General features: G+C 45.5%; 12 protein-coding genes. 1 reads left to right on the plus strand and 11 read right to left on the minus strand.

Annotation, left to right across the window (positions count from 1 at the left end; genetic code table 11):
- Positions 1-65: 65 nt before the first annotated feature.
- Positions 66-794 (plus strand): YebC/PmpR family DNA-binding transcriptional regulator, encoded by a 729-nt coding sequence (locus tag JHD69_RS02100; protein WP_199136864.1) that lies wholly within the window; start codon positions 66-68, stop codon positions 792-794.
- Positions 795-885: 91 nt separating this feature from the next.
- Here JHD69_RS02100 and JHD69_RS02105 read toward each other — a convergent pair whose 3' ends face one another.
- From JHD69_RS02105 to JHD69_RS02155, 11 genes are all read right to left on the minus strand, one after another.
- Positions 886-1,662, minus strand: a complete 777-nt coding sequence (locus tag JHD69_RS02105) for a prolyl oligopeptidase family serine peptidase (protein ID WP_199136866.1) — start codon at positions 1,660-1,662, stop codon at positions 886-888.
- A gap of 5 nt (positions 1,663-1,667) precedes the next feature.
- Positions 1,668-3,980: a beta-glucosidase BglX gene (gene bglX / locus JHD69_RS02110; protein WP_233165628.1), complete on the minus strand. Its 2,313-nt coding sequence runs from the start codon at positions 3,978-3,980 to the stop codon at positions 1,668-1,670.
- 1 nt (position 3,981) lies between these two features.
- Positions 3,982-5,724: a discoidin domain-containing protein gene (locus JHD69_RS02115; protein ID WP_199136869.1), complete on the minus strand. Its 1,743-nt coding sequence runs from the start codon at positions 5,722-5,724 to the stop codon at positions 3,982-3,984.
- A gap of 1 nt (position 5,725) precedes the next feature.
- Positions 5,726-7,090 (minus strand): glucoamylase family protein, encoded by a 1,365-nt coding sequence (locus JHD69_RS02120; RefSeq protein WP_199136871.1) that lies wholly within the window; start codon positions 7,088-7,090, stop codon positions 5,726-5,728.
- Between the two features lie 8 nt (positions 7,091-7,098).
- Positions 7,099-8,763 (minus strand): glucoamylase family protein, encoded by a 1,665-nt coding sequence (locus tag JHD69_RS02125; RefSeq protein WP_199136873.1) that lies wholly within the window; start codon positions 8,761-8,763, stop codon positions 7,099-7,101.
- Between the two features lie 66 nt (positions 8,764-8,829).
- Positions 8,830-9,654 carry a LamG domain-containing protein gene (locus tag JHD69_RS02130; RefSeq protein WP_199136874.1) on the minus strand — a complete coding sequence of 275 codons (825 nt, stop codon included), beginning with the start codon at positions 9,652-9,654 and terminating at the stop codon, positions 8,830-8,832.
- A gap of 20 nt (positions 9,655-9,674) precedes the next feature.
- Complete coding sequence (locus JHD69_RS02135) at positions 9,675-11,156, minus strand: RagB/SusD family nutrient uptake outer membrane protein (RefSeq protein ID WP_199136876.1); 1,482 nt, start codon at positions 11,154-11,156, stop codon at positions 9,675-9,677.
- 11 nt (positions 11,157-11,167) lie between these two features.
- Positions 11,168-14,143, minus strand: coding sequence for a SusC/RagA family TonB-linked outer membrane protein (locus tag JHD69_RS02140; protein ID WP_233165629.1), 2,976 nt, complete (start codon positions 14,141-14,143; stop codon positions 11,168-11,170).
- A gap of 300 nt (positions 14,144-14,443) precedes the next feature.
- Positions 14,444-17,350, minus strand: a complete 2,907-nt coding sequence (locus JHD69_RS02145) for a ligand-binding sensor domain-containing protein (RefSeq protein ID WP_199136880.1) — start codon at positions 17,348-17,350, stop codon at positions 14,444-14,446.
- A 77-nt stretch (positions 17,351-17,427) separates the two neighbouring features.
- On the minus strand, positions 17,428-17,799 hold the full coding sequence (locus JHD69_RS02150) for a DMT family protein (protein WP_199136882.1): 372 nt from the start codon (positions 17,797-17,799) through the stop codon (positions 17,428-17,430).
- A 31-nt stretch (positions 17,800-17,830) separates the two neighbouring features.
- Positions 17,831-18,154: an ORF6N domain-containing protein gene (locus JHD69_RS02155; protein ID WP_199136883.1), complete on the minus strand. Its 324-nt coding sequence runs from the start codon at positions 18,152-18,154 to the stop codon at positions 17,831-17,833.
- Between the last annotated feature and the right edge of the window lie 35 nt (positions 18,155-18,189).

Here is an 18,189-nt window from a genome sequence, read left to right on the forward strand (position 1 = left end):
GGAGGGGCTAAAGGCTGAAGTTTTCCTTTCTTACCTCTCTTATCTCCGTACTCAATACTAAAAAAATGGGAAGAGCATTCGAATTTAGAAAAGAAAGAAAATTTAAGCGTTGGGCCAAAATGGCGGTTCAGTTTACGCGTATTGGCAAAGATATCGTCATTGCGGTAAAAGAAGGTGGTCCGCACCCAGAAACCAACTCGCGCCTGCGTACGGCCATTCAAAATGCCAAGGCGGTAAATATGCCCAAAGACAGGGTAGATGCGGCCATTAAGCGTGCTTCTGATAAATCGATGGCCAACTATGAGGAGATTGTTTACGAAGGCTATGCGCCGCATGGCGTTGCCGTACTGATCGAAACGGCTACCGATAACACGAACAGAACCGTGGCCAATGTGCGCAGCTATTTCAATAAAACCGATGGCTCTCTGGGCAAAACTGGATCTTTGGATTTTGTGTTCAGCCGTAAATCGATCTTCAGGTTTGTGCCTACCGACGGCCTGGATTTGGAAGAACTGGAATTCGAATTGATCGACGCTGGTTTGGAAGAATTGTATGTGGAGGCCGATGAAGAAGGAAACGATATTGTAGTGGCGCAAGGCGCTTTTGAAAGCTTTGGTTCTTTGCAGAAAGCTTTGGAAGAAAAAGGCATCGAACTGAAAAGCTCTAAATTGGAGCGTATCGCGCTTTCGCACCATCCTGTTTCTGAAGAGCAGGCTGCCGATGTGATGAAGCTGATCGATAAGCTGGAGGAAGACGACGACGTACAGGCCGTTTACCACAACATGGCCGAGTAGTTGCAAACTCATGAATAAAAAAGCCCCGATTTATTGTCGGGGCTTTTGTTTTTAATTGTACCTTATCTGGCACTGAACCGATTTGGTGATGCTATTTATGCTGGCTTAAAAGCCATGGCAACAATTCGGGTTCGGCAAAAGCACTATCCCAGCTGTTATGGTTGGCCTTGAGGTAAATGGTAAATTTGGGTTCGTGCCCCAGCTTTTTAAGCTCTCGGTAAATGCCGTAAGAAAACTGTGGCGAAACTACATCGTCCAAGCCACCATGAAAAATCCAAAGCGGTACATGTTGGTATTTCTTTGCGTTGGCCACGTTATCGCCACCACAAATGGCAAAGGCCGCTGCAAAGGTTGAAGGCCTGCGCCTCAAGACCTCAAAAGTACCCATGCCTCCCATCGATAGGCCACCTACATAGATTTTGTTTTTGTCGGCAAAGGGTTGTTTAACCATTTTATCGGTTAGCTGCAGCAAAAGCGACATCGATTGGGTAGGCTCCCCGCCTTTCACAAAAGTGAAAAAACGTTTGGTGTTAACGGCTTCGATCTCTACATTGGCCCAATAGCTTTGCTCGGCGCACTGCGGAAAAATAACCACCGCTTCAAATTTTTTCCTGAAATCATCAGCTAAAAACATCTGGGCACCATGGGTTAGTTGTTTTTCATTGTCATTGCCGCTTTCGCCACGTCCGTGCAAAAAGAATACGATTGGGTATTTCTTTGCAGGGTCAAAATGCTCGGGATATAAAATCCTGTATTTTAAAGTATCTGCCCCCTGAACCAGGATTTCCTTCTTGAATTGAGAAAAATCTTGCGCTTTTGCTTGAACAAGTGCTAGAGCAAAACACCATAAGGCGATTAGTTTTTTCATCGGATTTATTTTACCAGTTTGAAATCTGCTGTTTTCACGTCTCTTACATTTGGTCCAATAAATGCCTTGAAATCGCCGGCTTCGGCAACATACTTCAGCTCACTATTGTAAAACTTCAAGGCTTCTTCGTCGATGTTAAAGCTTACGGTTTTGCTTTCGCCGGGTTGCAGGCTTATTTTTTGGAAACCTTTCAATAGTTTTACGGGTCTGGTGCTGCTGCCTACCATATCGCGGATGTAAAGTTGTACTACTTCTTCACCTGCATATTTGCCAGTATTGCTCACGGTAATGCTGGCGGTTATTTTTTGGCCAGGTTTGAGGGTGTTGGTGTTCAATTTCAAATCGCCATAGGCAAAAGTGGTGTAGCTTAAGCCAAAACCGAAAGGATAGAGTGGGTCGTTGCTGACGTCTAAATAGTTAGAACGGAATTTTTGGAACCACTTGCCATCTTCTAACGGACGTCCAGTATTTTTGTGGGCATAGTACAATGGCAGCTGACCTACGTTTTGCGGAAAGGTTACCGGGAGCTTGCCCGATGGGTTTACATTGCCAAACAATACATCGGCAATGCCATTTCCTGCCTGAATACCTCCAAACCAAACGTTTAAGATGGCCGGTACGTTCTCATTTTCCCATACCAGGGTCATTGGCCTACCGGCAAAGAGCACCAAAACTACCGGTTTTCCGGTTTTAACCAAAGCTTTCAATAATCTTTGTTGTACAGCTGGAATGCCCAAATCGGTGCGACTAGAGCTTTCGCCACTCATTTCCGATGATTCGCCTAAAGCCGCTACGACAACATCGGCTTTTTTTGCGTTTTCAACAGCTTCCTTAATCAGTTCTTCTTCGCTGCGGTTGTCTCTAGGAATTTCTCTGCCAAACATGGTCGAATGGGCCTGCAAAGTCGCATCGGCGGTGAGGTTAGCGCCTAGGCTATGCAAAATCTTTACCTCGCTGCCGGCCACGTTTTTAATGCCTTCCAGCAGGGAAGGAACGATGGCCATATCGGCATTTACACTCCAGGTACCGGGCATGTTGGCTTTGCTATTGGCCAAAGGCCCCACCAAGGCAATGGTGCCCGATTTCTTAAGTGGCAATACCTGGTTCTGGTTTTTGAGCAAGACAAAGGTCTTGGCAGCGGTTTCTCTGGCAAACTGGATGTTGGCCGGAGTAAGGATTTCGTTTTTGGCTCTTTCTTCGCTGCAGTATTTAAACGGATCGTCGAATAAGCCCAGTTTGTATTTGGCTTCTAAAATCAAGCGGCAAGCCCTGTCGATTTCGGCTTGTGTTACTTTGCCGTCCTGGAGCGATTTTTTAAGCGTGGTTAAGAAGCCTTCGCTCACCATGTCCATATCGTTGCCTGCTTTTAGGGATAATGCCGAAACGGTCTTCAAGTCGCCCAAGCCATGGTCGATGAGTTCGCTTACGCCGGTATAGTCTGATACTACAAAGCCTTTAAAGGCCCATTGCTTGCGTAAAAGATCGGTAAGCAGCCATTTGTTGGCAGTGGCTGGTACGCCATTGATATCGTTGAATGACACCATGATGCTGCCCGCGCCGGCATCTAAAGCGGCTTTGTAGGGCGGCAGGTAATCGTTGTACATGCGGTCTAGGCTCATGTCGGTGGTATTGTAGTCTCTGCCACCCTCTGCGGCGCCGTACAAGGCAAAATGTTTAACGCAGGCCATGATGGTGTTTACCTTGGTTAGGTCGTCGCCTTGGTAACCCTTAACCATTACCTTGGCAATTTCGGAACCTAAAAAGGTATCTTCTCCGCTGCCTTCGGCAATCCTGCCCCAGCGTGCATCACGAGCGATATCAACCATCGGCGAGAAGGTCCAGTTCAGGCCGTCGGCACTTGCTTCGGTAGCCGCTATGCGGGCTGTTTTCTGGATCAGTGGCATATCCCAGCTGGCCGCCAAGGCCAAAGGGATAGGGAAGGTGGTTTTATAACCGTGTATGACGTCCTGTCCGAAAATCAAAGGGATTTTCAAACGGCTCTTCATCGCTATTTCTTGGGCTTTTCTGATTTTTTGTGGGGTAGTTAAGCTAAAAATCCCTCCTACGTTTCCCTTGGCTATCTTCGATTCTACATCGGTGCTTACGGCCGAGCCAGTAGTGGCCTCGCCACCGGTAACGAGGTTAAGCTGACCAATCTTTTCGTCGATCGTCATTTTGGTCATCAGGTTTTTGATGAAGGAATCCATTTTTGCTTGCTGCGGATTGGTTGTTTTTTTGACCTGTGCCGAGCTGGCCAATGCAAAAAGGGCCAATAAAGTAAATAGGAAAGGTGTTTTTTTCATTATGTGTGTATTCATGTTATTCAACTTTTTTAATGGGTGTTTTGGCTGAAACACCGTTTTCGTTTATGGCTTCTATCGTGAAATAGTAGGTTTTCTGGCTGTCCATAGCCTTGAACCAGTATTCGTTAAAATCGTGGATCATGATGCAATTGTACAGCTTGTCGGGCGCGGTGCCGTAGTAAAGGTTGTAAGCAAATGCATTATCTACCGGTTGCCATTTGATGTAGGCGCTGCGTTTGTCTTTTTCGGTACGCAAAACAATCAGGTTTTTAACCGCTTCGGGTTTTTCGCCATTGCCGTTGCCAAATACCCTCAATCCGCTAATGGCAAATTTGCCGGTTGGCATATGGATGTTCACCATTTTGATGAAACGGGCTTGTACGGGTTTGCTGAGTTCGATGTAATCATGGGGTACATCGGTTTTGTTCTGGCTCTTGTCGGACAAAGTGCTCCATTTTTTGCCATCGAGCGAATACAGCAATTTGTACTGGTGGTAAATATTGGTCTGCTTGCCCATAAACTCGGCGTCTTGATCGGCATAATTGATTTGGATGGCATTAACGGTTGAAACGTTGCCCAAATCTGTCTGGATCCATTCGCCGTTGTTGGCCGTTTTGGCGCTCCAATAGGTTTTGATGTTTTCGTCAACGGCGTTGTTGGCATTAAAGCCTGCCAAGGTAGACGAAACGGTTACTGGTTTTTTATAGTTGACGAGCATCCAACCCGGACCAGCGGGGCCATCAGGTTTTCTGGCGGCAGGCAGGTAAAGCGGATAATCGCCAAAGGCGGTATTGCACCACATCACATCGTCTTTGTCAAAACCACTTGGCCAAATACCAATGCGCCTTTCCCAAGTATTTTTTACGCAGATGATCGAAGTAGAAACATGCCAATAGTTTTGTTGGTTATCCTGAAAAGTGGCGCCATGGCCAGCACCTCTCGAAAAGCCACCTGGCTTAAAGCTCAGGGGGTCGGATTGCGGCGTGGTTTGGGCGCCATCAAAAAGTGGTTTGTTGCCTACTACCACGCCGTCGGCATAACCGCTAAACTCGGTTCCCGGCGCGCCGTATTGGAAATAGTATTTGCCGTTGTGCTTGGTCATCCAGGCACCCTCAATAAAAGGGTCGAGAAAAGTATTGTCCATGTGCTCGCCAAAGCGCTGCCAGCCAAAGCGCCAATCTTGCAACAAGTACATGGGCGTACGTGTGCCTATGGGTTTGAAGGTTTTGCGGTCGAGCTCTACACCATATACCGGAAAGGTATTGCTGCTGCCGTTGTACATGTAAAAACGGCCATCGTCGTCGGTGAAAAAGGCCGGGTCCCAGCCCCCAATTTCCAGCGAATCGACTAGTGGAAACCATTTGTTGTTTTTGGGGTCGGTGCTTCCCCAAAGGGTAAAGTTTTTGGTATAGGTACTGCCAAAAACCACCATGGTATCGCCAACCACGCCCACGCCTGGTGCGCAAAGCTCATCAAGGGTCTTGTTCCAGGGGCGTAAAAATTTTCTTTCGTTAAACTTCCAGTTGAGCATATCGCTGCTGTGCCAATAACCCCATTGGTTAGTGCTGAACAGGTAGTAGTCGCCTTTGTAGTTTACAATAACAGGATCGGCGGTGGCGCGATGCTTGCCCCATTCTACAAAGCTCGGAAAAGGCGTATAGCCATAATCGAGGTTAATAGGGTTACAGTAGGTCTGTTGCTGTGCAAAGCCCGTCGATACACTGAAAAGAACAAACAATAGGCCTAAGACTTTCTTCATTCTATTTTTTGATTGCAGGGCTTTCAAAGCCTAGTTTGATTAATCCTTTTTGTACATCTTCGTTTTGCATGAACAATTTCCAAAGCAGACCCGAACGGTGGTTTTCGATCATCACCACCATTGGCCCCTGGTCTATGCCCAAATATCTTTTCGGATACCAGTTGTCGGTTTCTGAAAAGGCATCGTAAAAGCCGTATTTGCCCCAAACCTTGTCACCCAGGTTTTCGTACAGATGCCTGATGACCTTCATCGATTCTTTTGGGGTGTAAGGCAGGGATGAAATGGCTGCCGTAGGGGAGATGACGCCAAAATCCTCTTGGATGCTGTGTGCGGCATAACCTTTAACCGAATAGCTGGCGGTTAAGCCCCAGTTGTTGGGGCCATAGCCTTTAAAGCCTTTTGGATTGGCCACGCAATAATCGTGGATGGCCAAAGTTTGGTTTACGTTATTCTCCCAATAGTTGGCGTAACGGTCTTTTAAGCCTTTCGGATTTAAGCCCAAGTAAGAATAATGTGCCCAAAACAAAGGCCCAACAGTATTTTTTGGGGTTTGGTAGGATAAGGTAAAAGGATGTCCGTATACTTCGAAGCTGGTTTTCAGTTCACCGTTTCTAGCCCAGCCTTCGTGGTAAACCGCTGCCGGTACACCGTGTGTTGGCGATGAAGCCGCCAATACATACATGATCAAACATTCATTATAGCCTTTAACAGGAAAATTCATCTGCCATTTGTACTCGGGCGACCAGTGCCAATACAATACGTTTTGGCCATTGCGGTACCAATCGAAATCAATGCCTTTCCAAAGCTCATCAGCTTTTTCCGAGACTTCTTTTTCGGCAGGGGTTCCGTTTTTGTAATATTCTTTGATGCAGATCAGGGCCTGTGCTACAAACGAACTTTCTACCAAGTCGCCGCCATTGTCTTTCCTGCCAAAGGGACGTACCTTGCCAGTTTCCCCATGAAACCAGTGTGGCCAGGCGCCATGAAAACGATCCGACTTGCCCAAAAAATCTAGGATTTGGTTCAACCTTTTCAAACCTTCCTCACGGGTTACGTATTTTCTGTCGATGCCGCTTAAAATGGCCATCAGGCCAAAGCCTGTCGCTCCGGTGGCTACGGTGCTTTTATCGTTTTCGGGGTAGATGTTGTCGGCATGGTAGCGTTCCCTGGCCGCGCCAGAGGTAGGTTCGGCGCCATCCCAAAAATATTCGAAGGTCTGTTTTTGAACAACGTCTAATAATTTGTCGTCGGAGAGGTTTTTTTTGATCTTAGGCGCCTTTGTAATTTGTTCAAAAGTCTGTGCGCCTGCATGATTGATGCCTAAGGTCGCAAATGCAATAGGTATGATTAAGTATTTCAGTTTCATGGATGTGTTTATAGATTAGGACCTGTAAAGCCCAGGTTCCTCATTCCGGTTTTAACTTCGGGAGCGCTCATAAAAAGGTTCCATATCAGCTTGGTCCTGTAATTTTCGATCATCACGATGATTGGGCCCTGATCAATAGCCAACGTAGAGTTAGCGAACCATTGTTGATGTAGCGAAAAGGAATCATAAAAGCCGTAATCGCCCCATAGCTTGTTGCCCAATTTGTAGTAGAAATACTTTAATGCCTGCATGGATTCTGTTGGCGTGTAAGGGAACGATGCCAATGCGGCGGTAGGCGCAATCACTCCAACGTCGTTGCTTGGCGAACTCGCGGTATAGCCGTTCGGAATGTCGCTGGCGGTAAGTCCCCAGCAGTTTTCGCTATAGCCGTAATAGGCCAACGGATTGGCTTTACAATAGTTGTAGTTGATGAGGGTATGTGCCTTGGTCTGTGTTTCGTAATTGGCATAAGCATCGCTCAGGCCCATCGGATTGATACCCAAAAAGGAATAATGCTCAAAGAAAAGCGGACCGCCATTGGCCGAACCTAAAGGCAACTGCACGCCGTAATAGGTGTTGCCATTTTTCATGGCTCCGTTTTGAGCCCAGCCTTGGTCGTAAACTGATTTGGGAATGCTGAAGGTAGGAGAGGAAGCGGCCATGACATAAGTGATGAGCGATTCGTTCCAGCCTTTGATCGGCAGGTTCATGTCCCAGTTATAATTTGGACTCCAATGCCAGTAGAGTACGTTGCCGTTGTCTTTTCTGTACCAGTTCCATTCAACGCCGTTGTAAATGCTATTGATGTCGGCCCTTAGTGCGGTTTCGGCCGCGTCTGCACCATTAAAGTATTGACGGGCGGTAATGAGGCCGGCCATTAGGAATGATGTTTCTACCAAGTCTCCACCGTTGTCTTTGGTGCTGAACGGGATAACCTTACCCGTATTGCCGTCGAGCCAGTGCGGGTAAGCCCCATGAAAGCGGTCGGCAGTTTTAAGAAAGGCCACGATTTTTTGCATCCTAGCCAAGCCCTCGGCGCGGCTCACAAAGTTTCTGCTTACGCCCGTTACCAAGGCCATGATGCCGAAACCCGAGCCTCCGGATGTTACTGTGTTCCCAGCGGTGTTTCTCTCGCGTGCCAGTCCACTGGTAGGATGCCCAAAATCCCAAAAATACTTGAAGGTTTGCTTTTGAACCAGGGTAAGGAGCTCGTCATCTGTAATTCTTGGAAATTTATCGGTATTGTCAACGGCAGTAACCAGTGTTACGCTGATGCCGCTTTGCAGTTTGTTGCCGGTTTTTGACAGCAATCCAGTGTTAACTGTTAGGGTATATTTTGTAATGGGTTGAAGCGCAGCGGGCGTAATCACAACCGTATTATCGTTGTTTTCTAAAGAAGATACAAAACTGGCACCATTGCCGGCACCGTCTGTAAGTGTAACATTGCCAGCAACAGAGCTTCCGTTGATTGGGCTTGAGAAAGTAATTTTAACTATAGGGGCATTGTTTAAGCCATAGTAGGTAAAGCCATTGAAGGTGTCATTTACCTTTAAATCGGAAAAGGAATAGGTAGCGGGAGCAACAGGTGGATCAACTGGGGCCGGGGTGCTTCCCTTTTTGCAGGAAACAAAGAGAACGGAAAGGATCAGAAAGTAAAAATAAAGCTTATTCATGGATATGGATTTAAAAAGGGGATTGCTGAGACAATCCCCTTTAATAATTGTCTAAAATGAGGAGTATTATTTACCTCTTCCTTCTAGTTTGGCCAAAGAGCCGATTTCGGCATCAGAAAGGGCTTTGTTATAAAGCCTGATTTCATCAACATTGCCAGTTAGGAAGCTGGCCCAATCTTGTTTGCCGGTAGCACTGGTTTGACTAGGCGTAGTTTGGAATTGAACCGTGCCAAATACTACTTTGCCACTGTTGGTCCAAGCCAAAGGTCCAGTAAGACCATTTACGGTGCCAGCACTTACTCTTGATCCATTTACATATACCTTAACCATGTTAGTGGTTGCGTCGTAAGAAATAGCTAATCCAACCCATTTGCCGAATAAATTAAGCACATTATCAGCCGCATATGTCCTGTCGCCGCCCTGATTAATATGGATTCTCAATTTTCCATTGTCGTTAGTACTACCATTTTCGATGAACACTTCTAGGTTGCCCCAGAATTGGGTAGTGTTTGACAAACTGAATAGACCGATGATGCCATTTGATGGAGGAGGAGTGTTGATCCATTCTGTCAAGGTAAAACTTTGTAAGCCGGTAACTTTTGCAGAAGGTGTTGTTAATACATAACTATTGGCCGCACCTTGTAGCGATTGTTTTTTTACGCCCCCAGCAAATGATGTTCCTGTATTGGCACCTGCAGTATTGGAAACACTGTCGACCAAACTTCCATCAAAAGCCCAATAGGCAGCTAAATTGCTCGGTGCAATTTGACTGGCACTGGTATAGCCTCCAATATTCAAAGGCGGAGCATAGCTGGCCGGATCAAAGTCTTTTTGGCAAGAAGATAACCCTAGGGTTGCTGCTGCCATCAATAAAAAATATCTTGTTTTCATTCTTATTTAAATTTAAGCGATTAATAACCTGGGTTTTGGGTTAAAGTACCCGCACTTTTGTCGATTTCAACCGAAGGAATTGGCCAAACTTCGTTTTTGCCAGCTGCCCAACCTTTAGGACCAAATACAGCGGTACCACGGCCCTGGCGGATCACATCGAAATAACGGTCTGATTCCATGGCCAGCTCTACTTGCCTTTCTTTCCAGATGGCTTGGCGCAAAGCATCTTTGTCGCTGGTGGTTACATCAGGCAATACGCCAGCTACACCGCCCCTGGCACGTGCTCTTACCCTATTTAGCGATGATTTGGCTAAGGTAGGGTTATTCAGCTCGTTAGCCGCTTCGGCATTCATGAGCAATACATCGGCGAAACGCAATACCCTTACGTTTTGTTGGCTGCCTTCGGTATAGCCGGTTACGATTAAGCTAAATGGAACATATGATTTTTGATTGTACATCGGATTATCGCCGGTTGCAGGAATTGCATCGCCTTGCGGGGTAGTCTCGCCCCTGAAAATGATGGTGGCATCTCTTCTCACGTCGCCCGCCTCGTAAGCAGCGGCCAAAGTAGCTGTTGGTACGTTAAAGCCCCAGCCTGCAACTGTACCCCTTACGCCTTGTACTTGGCTATATTGAGAGTTGGAAGCGTCTTTATTGTTCAAAATAAGGTCGCATTGGATTTCGAAAACCGATTCTACACTGTTTTCGTTGGCCAAACGGAAGCCCGCTTCATAACTAGGGAAAAGATCATAGCCCATTGTCATTACGGTGTTGGTAAAAGAAAGTACCTGATCCCATTTGCCTAAATACATGGCAACTTTTGCATGCAATGCCAAGGCTGCGCCTTTGGTCGCTCTACCGCGATCTGCTGCTGGATAAGTTTGTGGCAATACGGCTGCCGCATCATCCAGGTCTTTTTCAATGGCGGCCCAAACCTGAGCCTTTGGCGTTCTTGGGATGTTAAATTCAGAAGGATCTTTTGGTACGTTCAAACGCAATGGTACATCGCCAAAGGCACGAACCAGTCTGAAATAAGAATAAGCCCTGATGAATTTGGCCTCTGCCAAGTATCTCGCCTTTAAATTGGCGTCCATATTGATGCCCGGTACATTGTCCAATACCTGGTTGCAAAGATTGATATTTTGGTACTGGCCTTCCCAGAAACCCTGCAACTGCCCTTCGGTTGAAGTTACCGTGTAATTGTCGAATGCATTCAAATAGCTAGCATCGTTAGGAGAACTGCCTTTTTCGGCATCATCGCCACCAATACTCTCTACCGCCAACGCCGGAAAAGCCGTATTGGCCCAGTTTCTGATGTTGCCATAGATGGAGTTGACAGCTTTGGTAGCGTCATCTTGCGTTTTCCAGAAAGTAACCGCAGGCTGCTTGGCCTGAGGCGGTACATCCAAGAAACTTTTTTGACAGGCAGTTATCAAAAGGCTTGAGCCCAAGGCAAGCAAACCGATTTTTTGTATGTATGATTTTTTATAATTTGTTTTCATTGCTGTTGATATTAGAAAGTAACTTGAAGACCTAACCTGTAAGCGGCCGATAAAGGATATACACTTGCATCGATGCCTCTAGAAGTAGGAGAGCCTACGTAGCCAATTTCTGGTGTAAAGCCTTTATAGCCAAAGATGTTGATAGCGTTTTGGGCATCTAGGAAGAACCTTACTTTTTTGGTCATCCATTTGCTGGTTAGGGTAGACGGCAAGGTATAACCCAATTGAACGGTTCTTAAGCGGATATAAGAGCCATCTTCAACATAAAACGAGTTTGGTGCCGAATTAGCCGTAGAACCCACATTGGCCGAAGGATAGGTAGTTGAAGTACCCGGACCATGCCATCTGTTGTCGTAAAAGTCTTTGCTGAAATTCTCGTTACCAAAACGATAAGCGATATTGGCATTGTAAACATCTACGCCGGCTACACCTTGGATGTCAAGCGCCAAATCGAAGTTTTTGTATTCGAAAGTGGTGTTTAAACCAAAGCTGTATTTAGGGTTTGGATTGCCCAATACAACGCGGTCTTTACCGTCGATGATTCCATTTCCGTCTTGGTCAACATATCTAAAATCGCCTGGCTTGGCACTTTTCTGAGCTGATGCGGCAACTTCTGCGGCGGTTTGGAAAATACCATCAACCTTGTAGCCGAAAAACTGGCCGATAGCGCCACCTTGTACGGTTCTGGTCGCTAAAGCACCATTTGCAATGCCTTGTCCGCCACTATAGATAGGGTTCGAACCCGTGATTACAGAAAGTACTTTGTTGTTGTTGATGCCAATATTGCCGCTAACCGAGTACTTGAAGCCGCTTTCTGTTTTATCGGTCCAAGTAGCCAAGAATTCAAAGCCACGGTTACGGAAATCGGCTTGGTTGCCCAGCATCTCGCTGCCAACTGTACCCACAGAGCTTAAGATGGGGATGTTGAAGATAGCTTGCTCTGTTTTTTTGTTGTAATAGCCGGCTTCAACGCTTAAACGATTGTTTAAGAAAGAGGCTTCAAAACCAATATCGGTTCCAGCAGTGCGCTCCCAATTCAAGAACGAAGGAACCAAAGAGTTGACGTTGGCACCCGTATAAACCACGCCGCCTAGAACCACTACATAGCCAGCTCGTTGGTCAACGGTTAGGGTTGTTGGGTTAACCGGTACGCCAGCATTACCTACTTTACCCCAAGATGCTTTAATCTTTAAGTTGTTAAATACATTTTGGTTTTTCATGAACTCTTCGTTGGTTACAACCCAGCCTGCACCTACAGAAGGGAAGTAGCCCCAAAGATCGCCGCCATTAAAGAACTGCGAAGCCGCATCGGCACGTAAGGTAGCATTCAATAGGTAACGGTCTTTAAATGCATAGTTAACTCTGCCAAAATATGAAACGTAGGTGGTTAGATTACCTCCATCAATTACCGAGCGATCAGCGGCGCTGCCTAACGACAGGTACAAATCGCCATCGCTAGAATAAGGAACATTAAGTGCGGTAGAATTGATGAAATAGTTCTTCCTTCTTTGCGCGGTTTGACCAGCAAGCACGGTTAAGTTGTGGTCGCCGAAGGTATTTTTATAGGTCAGTGTGTTTTCAATGATCCAGTTTCTGTCTTCGCTGCGGTTAACCGCAAGCTTACTTACATTGTTTTGCTGGCCTTGAGTTGCTTTGTACACTGGTGTGTAGCCTCTCATCTCGTTTTGACCAAAATCGCCACCAAGACTGGTTTTGAACGTAAAGTTTTTAGCAAAGGTCAACTCGGCAAATACATTTCCGTTGAGGCGGTAGTTTTTAGATTTCTGGTTAAAGAAATCCAAGGTAACCTGAGGGTTGAAGTTATTGCCTCCACCCAAACTGAAATCGTTGGCATCGCCATAAGTTCCGTCTGCATAATATACCGGAACAACAGGGCCAGCAGCATAAAGCTGACGGAAAATACCTCCATTGATATCATTGGTGTTGATCGATGTTCCAGATACGTTATAGCCTAGTTTTAAGAATTTCGCAACTTGGAAATCATTAGCCAAACGTGCGGTATAACGTTTATAGCCTTGGGTTTTAACAATACCGTCTTCATTGGTATAGCCTAAAGAGAAGTTATAGCTCGATTTTTCTGAACCACCGTTTACCGAAATTTGGTGATTGGTTTGAAAAGCATTCCTAAAAGCCTGATTATACCAATTGGTTCCGGTGCCGAAGCTGGCTGGGTTGGCAAAAAGTGGCGTAGCCCCATTTGATGCAGACAGTTCGTTGATAATGGTAGCATATTCTGTGGCGTTGGCCATTTCAACCTGGTTGGTTACGGCCCTATAGCCCACAGAACCATTGTAGGAAATGGTCGGGCTGCCGTTTTTGCCTTTGTTGGTAGTTACTAAAACTACGCCGTTGGCTGCACGGATACCGTAGATGGATTGTGAAGATGCATCTTTTAAGATACTCATGCTTTCAATATCGGCAGGGTTGAGGAAACTGATATCGTCAAACCAAACGCCATCAACTACATAAAGCACGCCCAAGTTACCATAAATGGTTCCGGTACCACGGATAGAAATTTGTGGCGAAGCACCTGGCGTACCAGAGTTGGTGATGTTTACACCCGCAACTTTACCCTGAAGCGAACTTACCGCGTTTGGAGAAGCCTGCTTTGAGATGTCGGTGCCTTTTACTGTGCCAACCGATCCGGTCACATCTATTTTTCTTTGTGTGCCGTAACCTACCACCACTACCTGTTGCAAATCGTTGGTAGCCGTAGTCAAGGTAACGTTAATTCTAGTTCTATTGCTAATGGCTACTTCTTGGGTATTAAAACCTATATAGGAAAATACCAAAGTAGCATTGCTCGGCGCACTAATAAAATAGGCTCCGTTAGCATCTGTTTGAACCCCGTTTGTTGTGCCTTTTACTACAACGCTCGCCGCCGGTATAGGTAACCCTTGGTCATCTCTAACTTCGCCCTTAACTGTAACGTTTTGGGCATAAGCTACGTCTAATAAAAAAAGCAAACAGAGAAAAGTTAAAACAGAAAATTTTGTAAAGATTTTTTTCATACTGTTATACATGTTTGTGTTAATTGATTGTTCTAATTTTCTGTTTTTGTTTGGTTAGTGCAAACGATTGTGCCTATACATTAATACATCAAGGGGGTGTGATGTACTTTCTCAATAGGCTTAACAAAATTGATTTTTGGTTCAAAAACAGCGTTTTTGAAATGATAACAGGAAAATTACAGCTACTACAAATGAAAAATCTGGAGCTTTGATTTGCGCGCTCAAAATTGTTTGATGAGAGGTAATGATGTAGTGCTAGAGCTCCATTAAAAACTCAACAAGGTTCTTGTCGTGGGGAACGTCAAGTTTTTTACGCAAACGATAGCGTCGTATTTCTACGCCCCTGAGCGAGATGTTAAGGAGCGAAGCCATCTCTTTGCTGCTCATGTTCATGTGCAGGTAGGCACATAGTTTGAGGTCGTTCGGAACGAGGTCTGGATGGTTGGCTTTTAGCTTTTTGAAGAAGCTTTCGTGGGCCTCGTTAAAGCTGCTTTCGAAGAGGTTCCAATCGCGCTCGTCGTTCATGCCATCGTCTATTACCTTTTGGATTTTGCGCAACTGGTCTTCCGACAGTTTTTTGCCGTTTTCGTCTTTCAGTTTGGTAATTTCCTGACTCAGTTTTTGCAACAGTTCGTTCTTGTAAACCAAACTCATGGCCGAGTTGGCCAATTCCCTGTTTTTGCCGGCCAGTTCGGCTTGCAGTTTTTCGGTACGCAGCTTAATGATCTGCTTCTCGGTGGCCTCGGCTTCTTTCTTTAAGAACTCTTCTTTTTCAACCTGAAGTTTTTGGGTAATCAGCTGCTGGTCTTTCTTGAGCTTGGCTTCGTAAATGCGTTTGCCGGCAATTAGCGCCACGATGCCTACCAGCAAATAAAATGCGATGGCCCAATTGCTACCATACCAAGGTGGCAAGATGGTAAATTCGACTTCGGTAACCTGGCTAATAAGCTCGTCGTTTATTTTGGCACGTACCTTAAATTTGTAAGTGCCCCTGCCCAGGTTCGTAAAGTCTTTTTGGGTTGCAGGGTTCCAATCAGACCATTGCTTAGAGTAGCCTTCCAAATAATACTGAAACTTGATTTTTGATTGGCGATAATAAGGAATGGCAAAAGAAATGCGAATGTTGTTTCGGCTGAAGGGGATTTCTATGGCTTGGTTGTTATCGCCATTCTCTGCCAGCGTAACATACTTGTCGGTAATGTCTTCGATCTTTCTAATGAGCACCGAAGGCAGTGGAGGCTGACGCTTGGTTTCGATATCGGTGGTGTTGTAAATGACAAAGCCATCATCAACGCTAATCAGGTATATTTTATCGCCAATTTGGCTAATGTTTTCGTAGTACTGTACCATACGGCCGTCCAATACGCTAAATCTTGTCGAATCAACGGTGATTTTTCCAGGTTCGGCCAAATCAACCAAACTCATCCGGCCATGACTGATGAACCAGTATTTTTTGAGTCCGGCATCGATAATCTTGTTTGATGCGGCGAAGCTCCCCAAATTTTTGTTTAGTGCATCGTACTTGCTAAAATGGTTGCTGATGTCGTCGTATACAAAAAATCCCGAATCGCTCGAAAAAAGGATTTTGTTTTCGATGTTGAAGATGTTGATGTTATAATTGCTGGGCAGCCCATTTCTCTCATCGTAATATTTGATGTTGGTTGCTGTTTTCAGGTCGGGGCTCAGCGTAAGCTTGTAAAGCCCCTTGTAGGCATGTCCTACCCAAATATCGCCTTTGGCATCTTCTTTTACATAGCGTGAAGGTTCGTTAAATCCACTTACCTTATGGCTAAATTTCCATTTGCCGCTCGCGTCCTTTTCGAAAATGACCAATCCGGTATAAGTGCCTTGGATCAAAAAATTAGGTTTGGAAAGCATCCTTTTGATAGTCCAGCCCCCATTAATGCTCGATATTTTTTGAATTTGATTGCCATTTACCTCAAAAGTGCCATCGTTGTGCCCGCAGAGGATTTGATCGCCAATTACCCTGAGGTCCCAAACCTGGCCTTGGGTATTGGGCACCAGCTTGAAATCAAAAGAATTGAACAGGTTGCTGCTTTCGGGCAACCAAGGACTTGAAAATAAACCTTGATTGGTGCCGAGATAAATCCTGTTGCCCCAAATCAGGCTCGAATAAACCGTACCAAATTGGCCAGCCTTATCGAAATAAAAGTAAAGTGGAGAGTTAAGTTCGATGCGGTCGATGCCATTGTCAAGCCCCGCCCAAAGGTTTTGCTCGTTGTCGGCATAAAGGCACAGGATGGTATTGTTCTGCAAACCACTCGATTTGTTGATGCGTTGCACGATGTTGCCGTCTTCGTCGATAATGATCAGGCCGTTTAAAATGGTGCCGTAAGCGTAGTACTTGCCAAGCACCTTGGCGCCATTGTTCAGCTGAAAGGTTTGGAGAAAGGAATTGGCCGCATTGGCGAATGGCTTAAAGGTCTGGCCATCATAAATAAAAAGTCCGTTTTTGCTGGTGCCGATAATGAAGCTGCCGTTCTTGTAAGGCAGTATGGAAAGTATTCCGGTATAGCCCAGTATTTCGCTGCCCGCCAAGGGACTTAGCGTTTTCCCCTGAAGCTCGTAAAGTCCCTTGCCCAATACCTCTACAAAGAAACGTTTGTTGGCCTGGTACAAGAACAGCATGGCACCTGACGATTTGACCACACTTACTTTATTGTTTTCGTAAATGTATATGGTAGAAAAAGACTGAAAGATTACTCTTTTGTCGTCAATATAAATTTTCCAGATCTCGTCTGTTAGCTGATTTGACTTTGGAATGAGCTTGGTTAGCGAAGTGTAGGCCAGCTTTCTGTTTTGGTAAGACCAATAGCCGAATTCGCCGAAGCTGCCGGTATAAATACGTCCGTCATTGCTGGTAGCTACCGAACGCACAATTTGCCGGTTGGGCATTTTGTACTGTTGCCAATATTTGCCATCGTAAACCAACAAGCCTTCGGCATTGCCAAAATAAACCAGCCCCGCTTTGTCTTTGGCGATAGACCAGTTCTGGTTGCCAGATAGGTAAGCAGATTTGGGGTAGTTCTGTACATAAGGCACCCCGATACTTTGAATGCCATTGGCCCTGAGCAATGTAGGGGTAAGGCAACACAGCATCAGGGAAAGAAGGAATTTGCAGGTATTGGATTTGTTCAGCATAAAAAAAGGCAACCTGAAATAGCTAACGGACAGCCATTTTCGGCAAAATAAATACAAGTATAAAAATAATGCCTTATTTATTTCTTGATAAAGGCAAAGAATACCGCAAGGATTATAAGTGCAAAAGCCACAATGTGGTTCCAGGCAATTTTCTCGGTCTTGAAAAACAAAATTGAGAAAATAAGAAACACGGTAATGGAAATGGCTTCTTGGGTTACTTTGAGCTGCATGAGGTTAAACGGCCCGCCGTTTTCCTTAAAGCCATATTTATTGGCTGGAACCTGAAAAATATACTCGAACAAGGCAATGCCCCAGCTGATCAGGATGATGGTGATCAGTCCCAGGCTTTTGCTCCATTCCATTTCCTTGAACTTTAAATGCCCGTACCAGGCCAAAGTCATGAAGGTATTAGAAACGAATAAGAAGAAAACGGTAAGTAAAGCTCGCATGCAATAGTTGAATTAGGTTTAAGAAGTGATTTTATAGCCGATTTTTCGCGTTGTTTTTGGTTGGTTTCTTGGTCGCTTTTATCAAGGCGTATTGCCTAATGGGTACGAAGGCATAAGGCCGCGACGGGCTAAATTTAGCGGTTGGAGACAGGCTGTCACAATTTGTGAGAACCGCTGGCCATTCTGTTTGGGTTAACTGAAACAGAAATTCTTCGGGAAAACGACCAATGTTCCTGTTTACGGCCTGCTTCAAGGCCCTTGTTTCGGTTTCGTACAAAGCCGACAGATCAAAATCCAAGATTACCTTTTGGTTTCGGATCTGATAAATCTTGTTTTTTATCGTTTGCAGTTCCATAGGTAGATGGTTTTGTTGCTATAAATATAATCATC

Origin of the sequence: Pedobacter sp. ASV12 (assembly GCF_016429155.1) — a bacterium.
Taxonomy (GTDB): Bacteria; Bacteroidota; Bacteroidia; order Sphingobacteriales; family Sphingobacteriaceae; genus Pedobacter.

Coding starts and splice junctions, on each gene's coding strand:
- JHD69_RS02100 (WP_199136864.1), top strand. CDS start 66: ATGGGAAGAGCATTCGAATTTAGAAAAGAAAGAAAATTTAAGCGTTGG.
- JHD69_RS02105 (WP_199136866.1), bottom strand. CDS start 1,662: ATGAAAAAACTAATCGCCTTATGGTGTTTTGCTCTAGCACTTGTTCAA.
- bglX (WP_233165628.1), bottom strand. CDS start 3,980: ATGAATACACACATAATGAAAAAAACACCTTTCCTATTTACTTTATTG.
- JHD69_RS02115 (WP_199136869.1), bottom strand. CDS start 5,724: ATGAAGAAAGTCTTAGGCCTATTGTTTGTTCTTTTCAGTGTATCGACG.
- JHD69_RS02120 (WP_199136871.1), bottom strand. CDS start 7,090: ATGAAACTGAAATACTTAATCATACCTATTGCATTTGCGACCTTAGGC.
- JHD69_RS02125 (WP_199136873.1), bottom strand. CDS start 8,763: ATGAATAAGCTTTATTTTTACTTTCTGATCCTTTCCGTTCTCTTTGTT.
- JHD69_RS02130 (WP_199136874.1), bottom strand. CDS start 9,654: ATGAAAACAAGATATTTTTTATTGATGGCAGCAGCAACCCTAGGGTTA.
- JHD69_RS02135 (WP_199136876.1), bottom strand. CDS start 11,156: ATGAAAACAAATTATAAAAAATCATACATACAAAAAATCGGTTTGCTT.
- JHD69_RS02145 (WP_199136880.1), bottom strand. CDS start 17,350: ATGCTGAACAAATCCAATACCTGCAAATTCCTTCTTTCCCTGATGCTG.
- JHD69_RS02150 (WP_199136882.1), bottom strand. CDS start 17,799: ATGCGAGCTTTACTTACCGTTTTCTTCTTATTCGTTTCTAATACCTTC.
- JHD69_RS02155 (WP_199136883.1), bottom strand. CDS start 18,154: ATGGAACTGCAAACGATAAAAAACAAGATTTATCAGATCCGAAACCAA.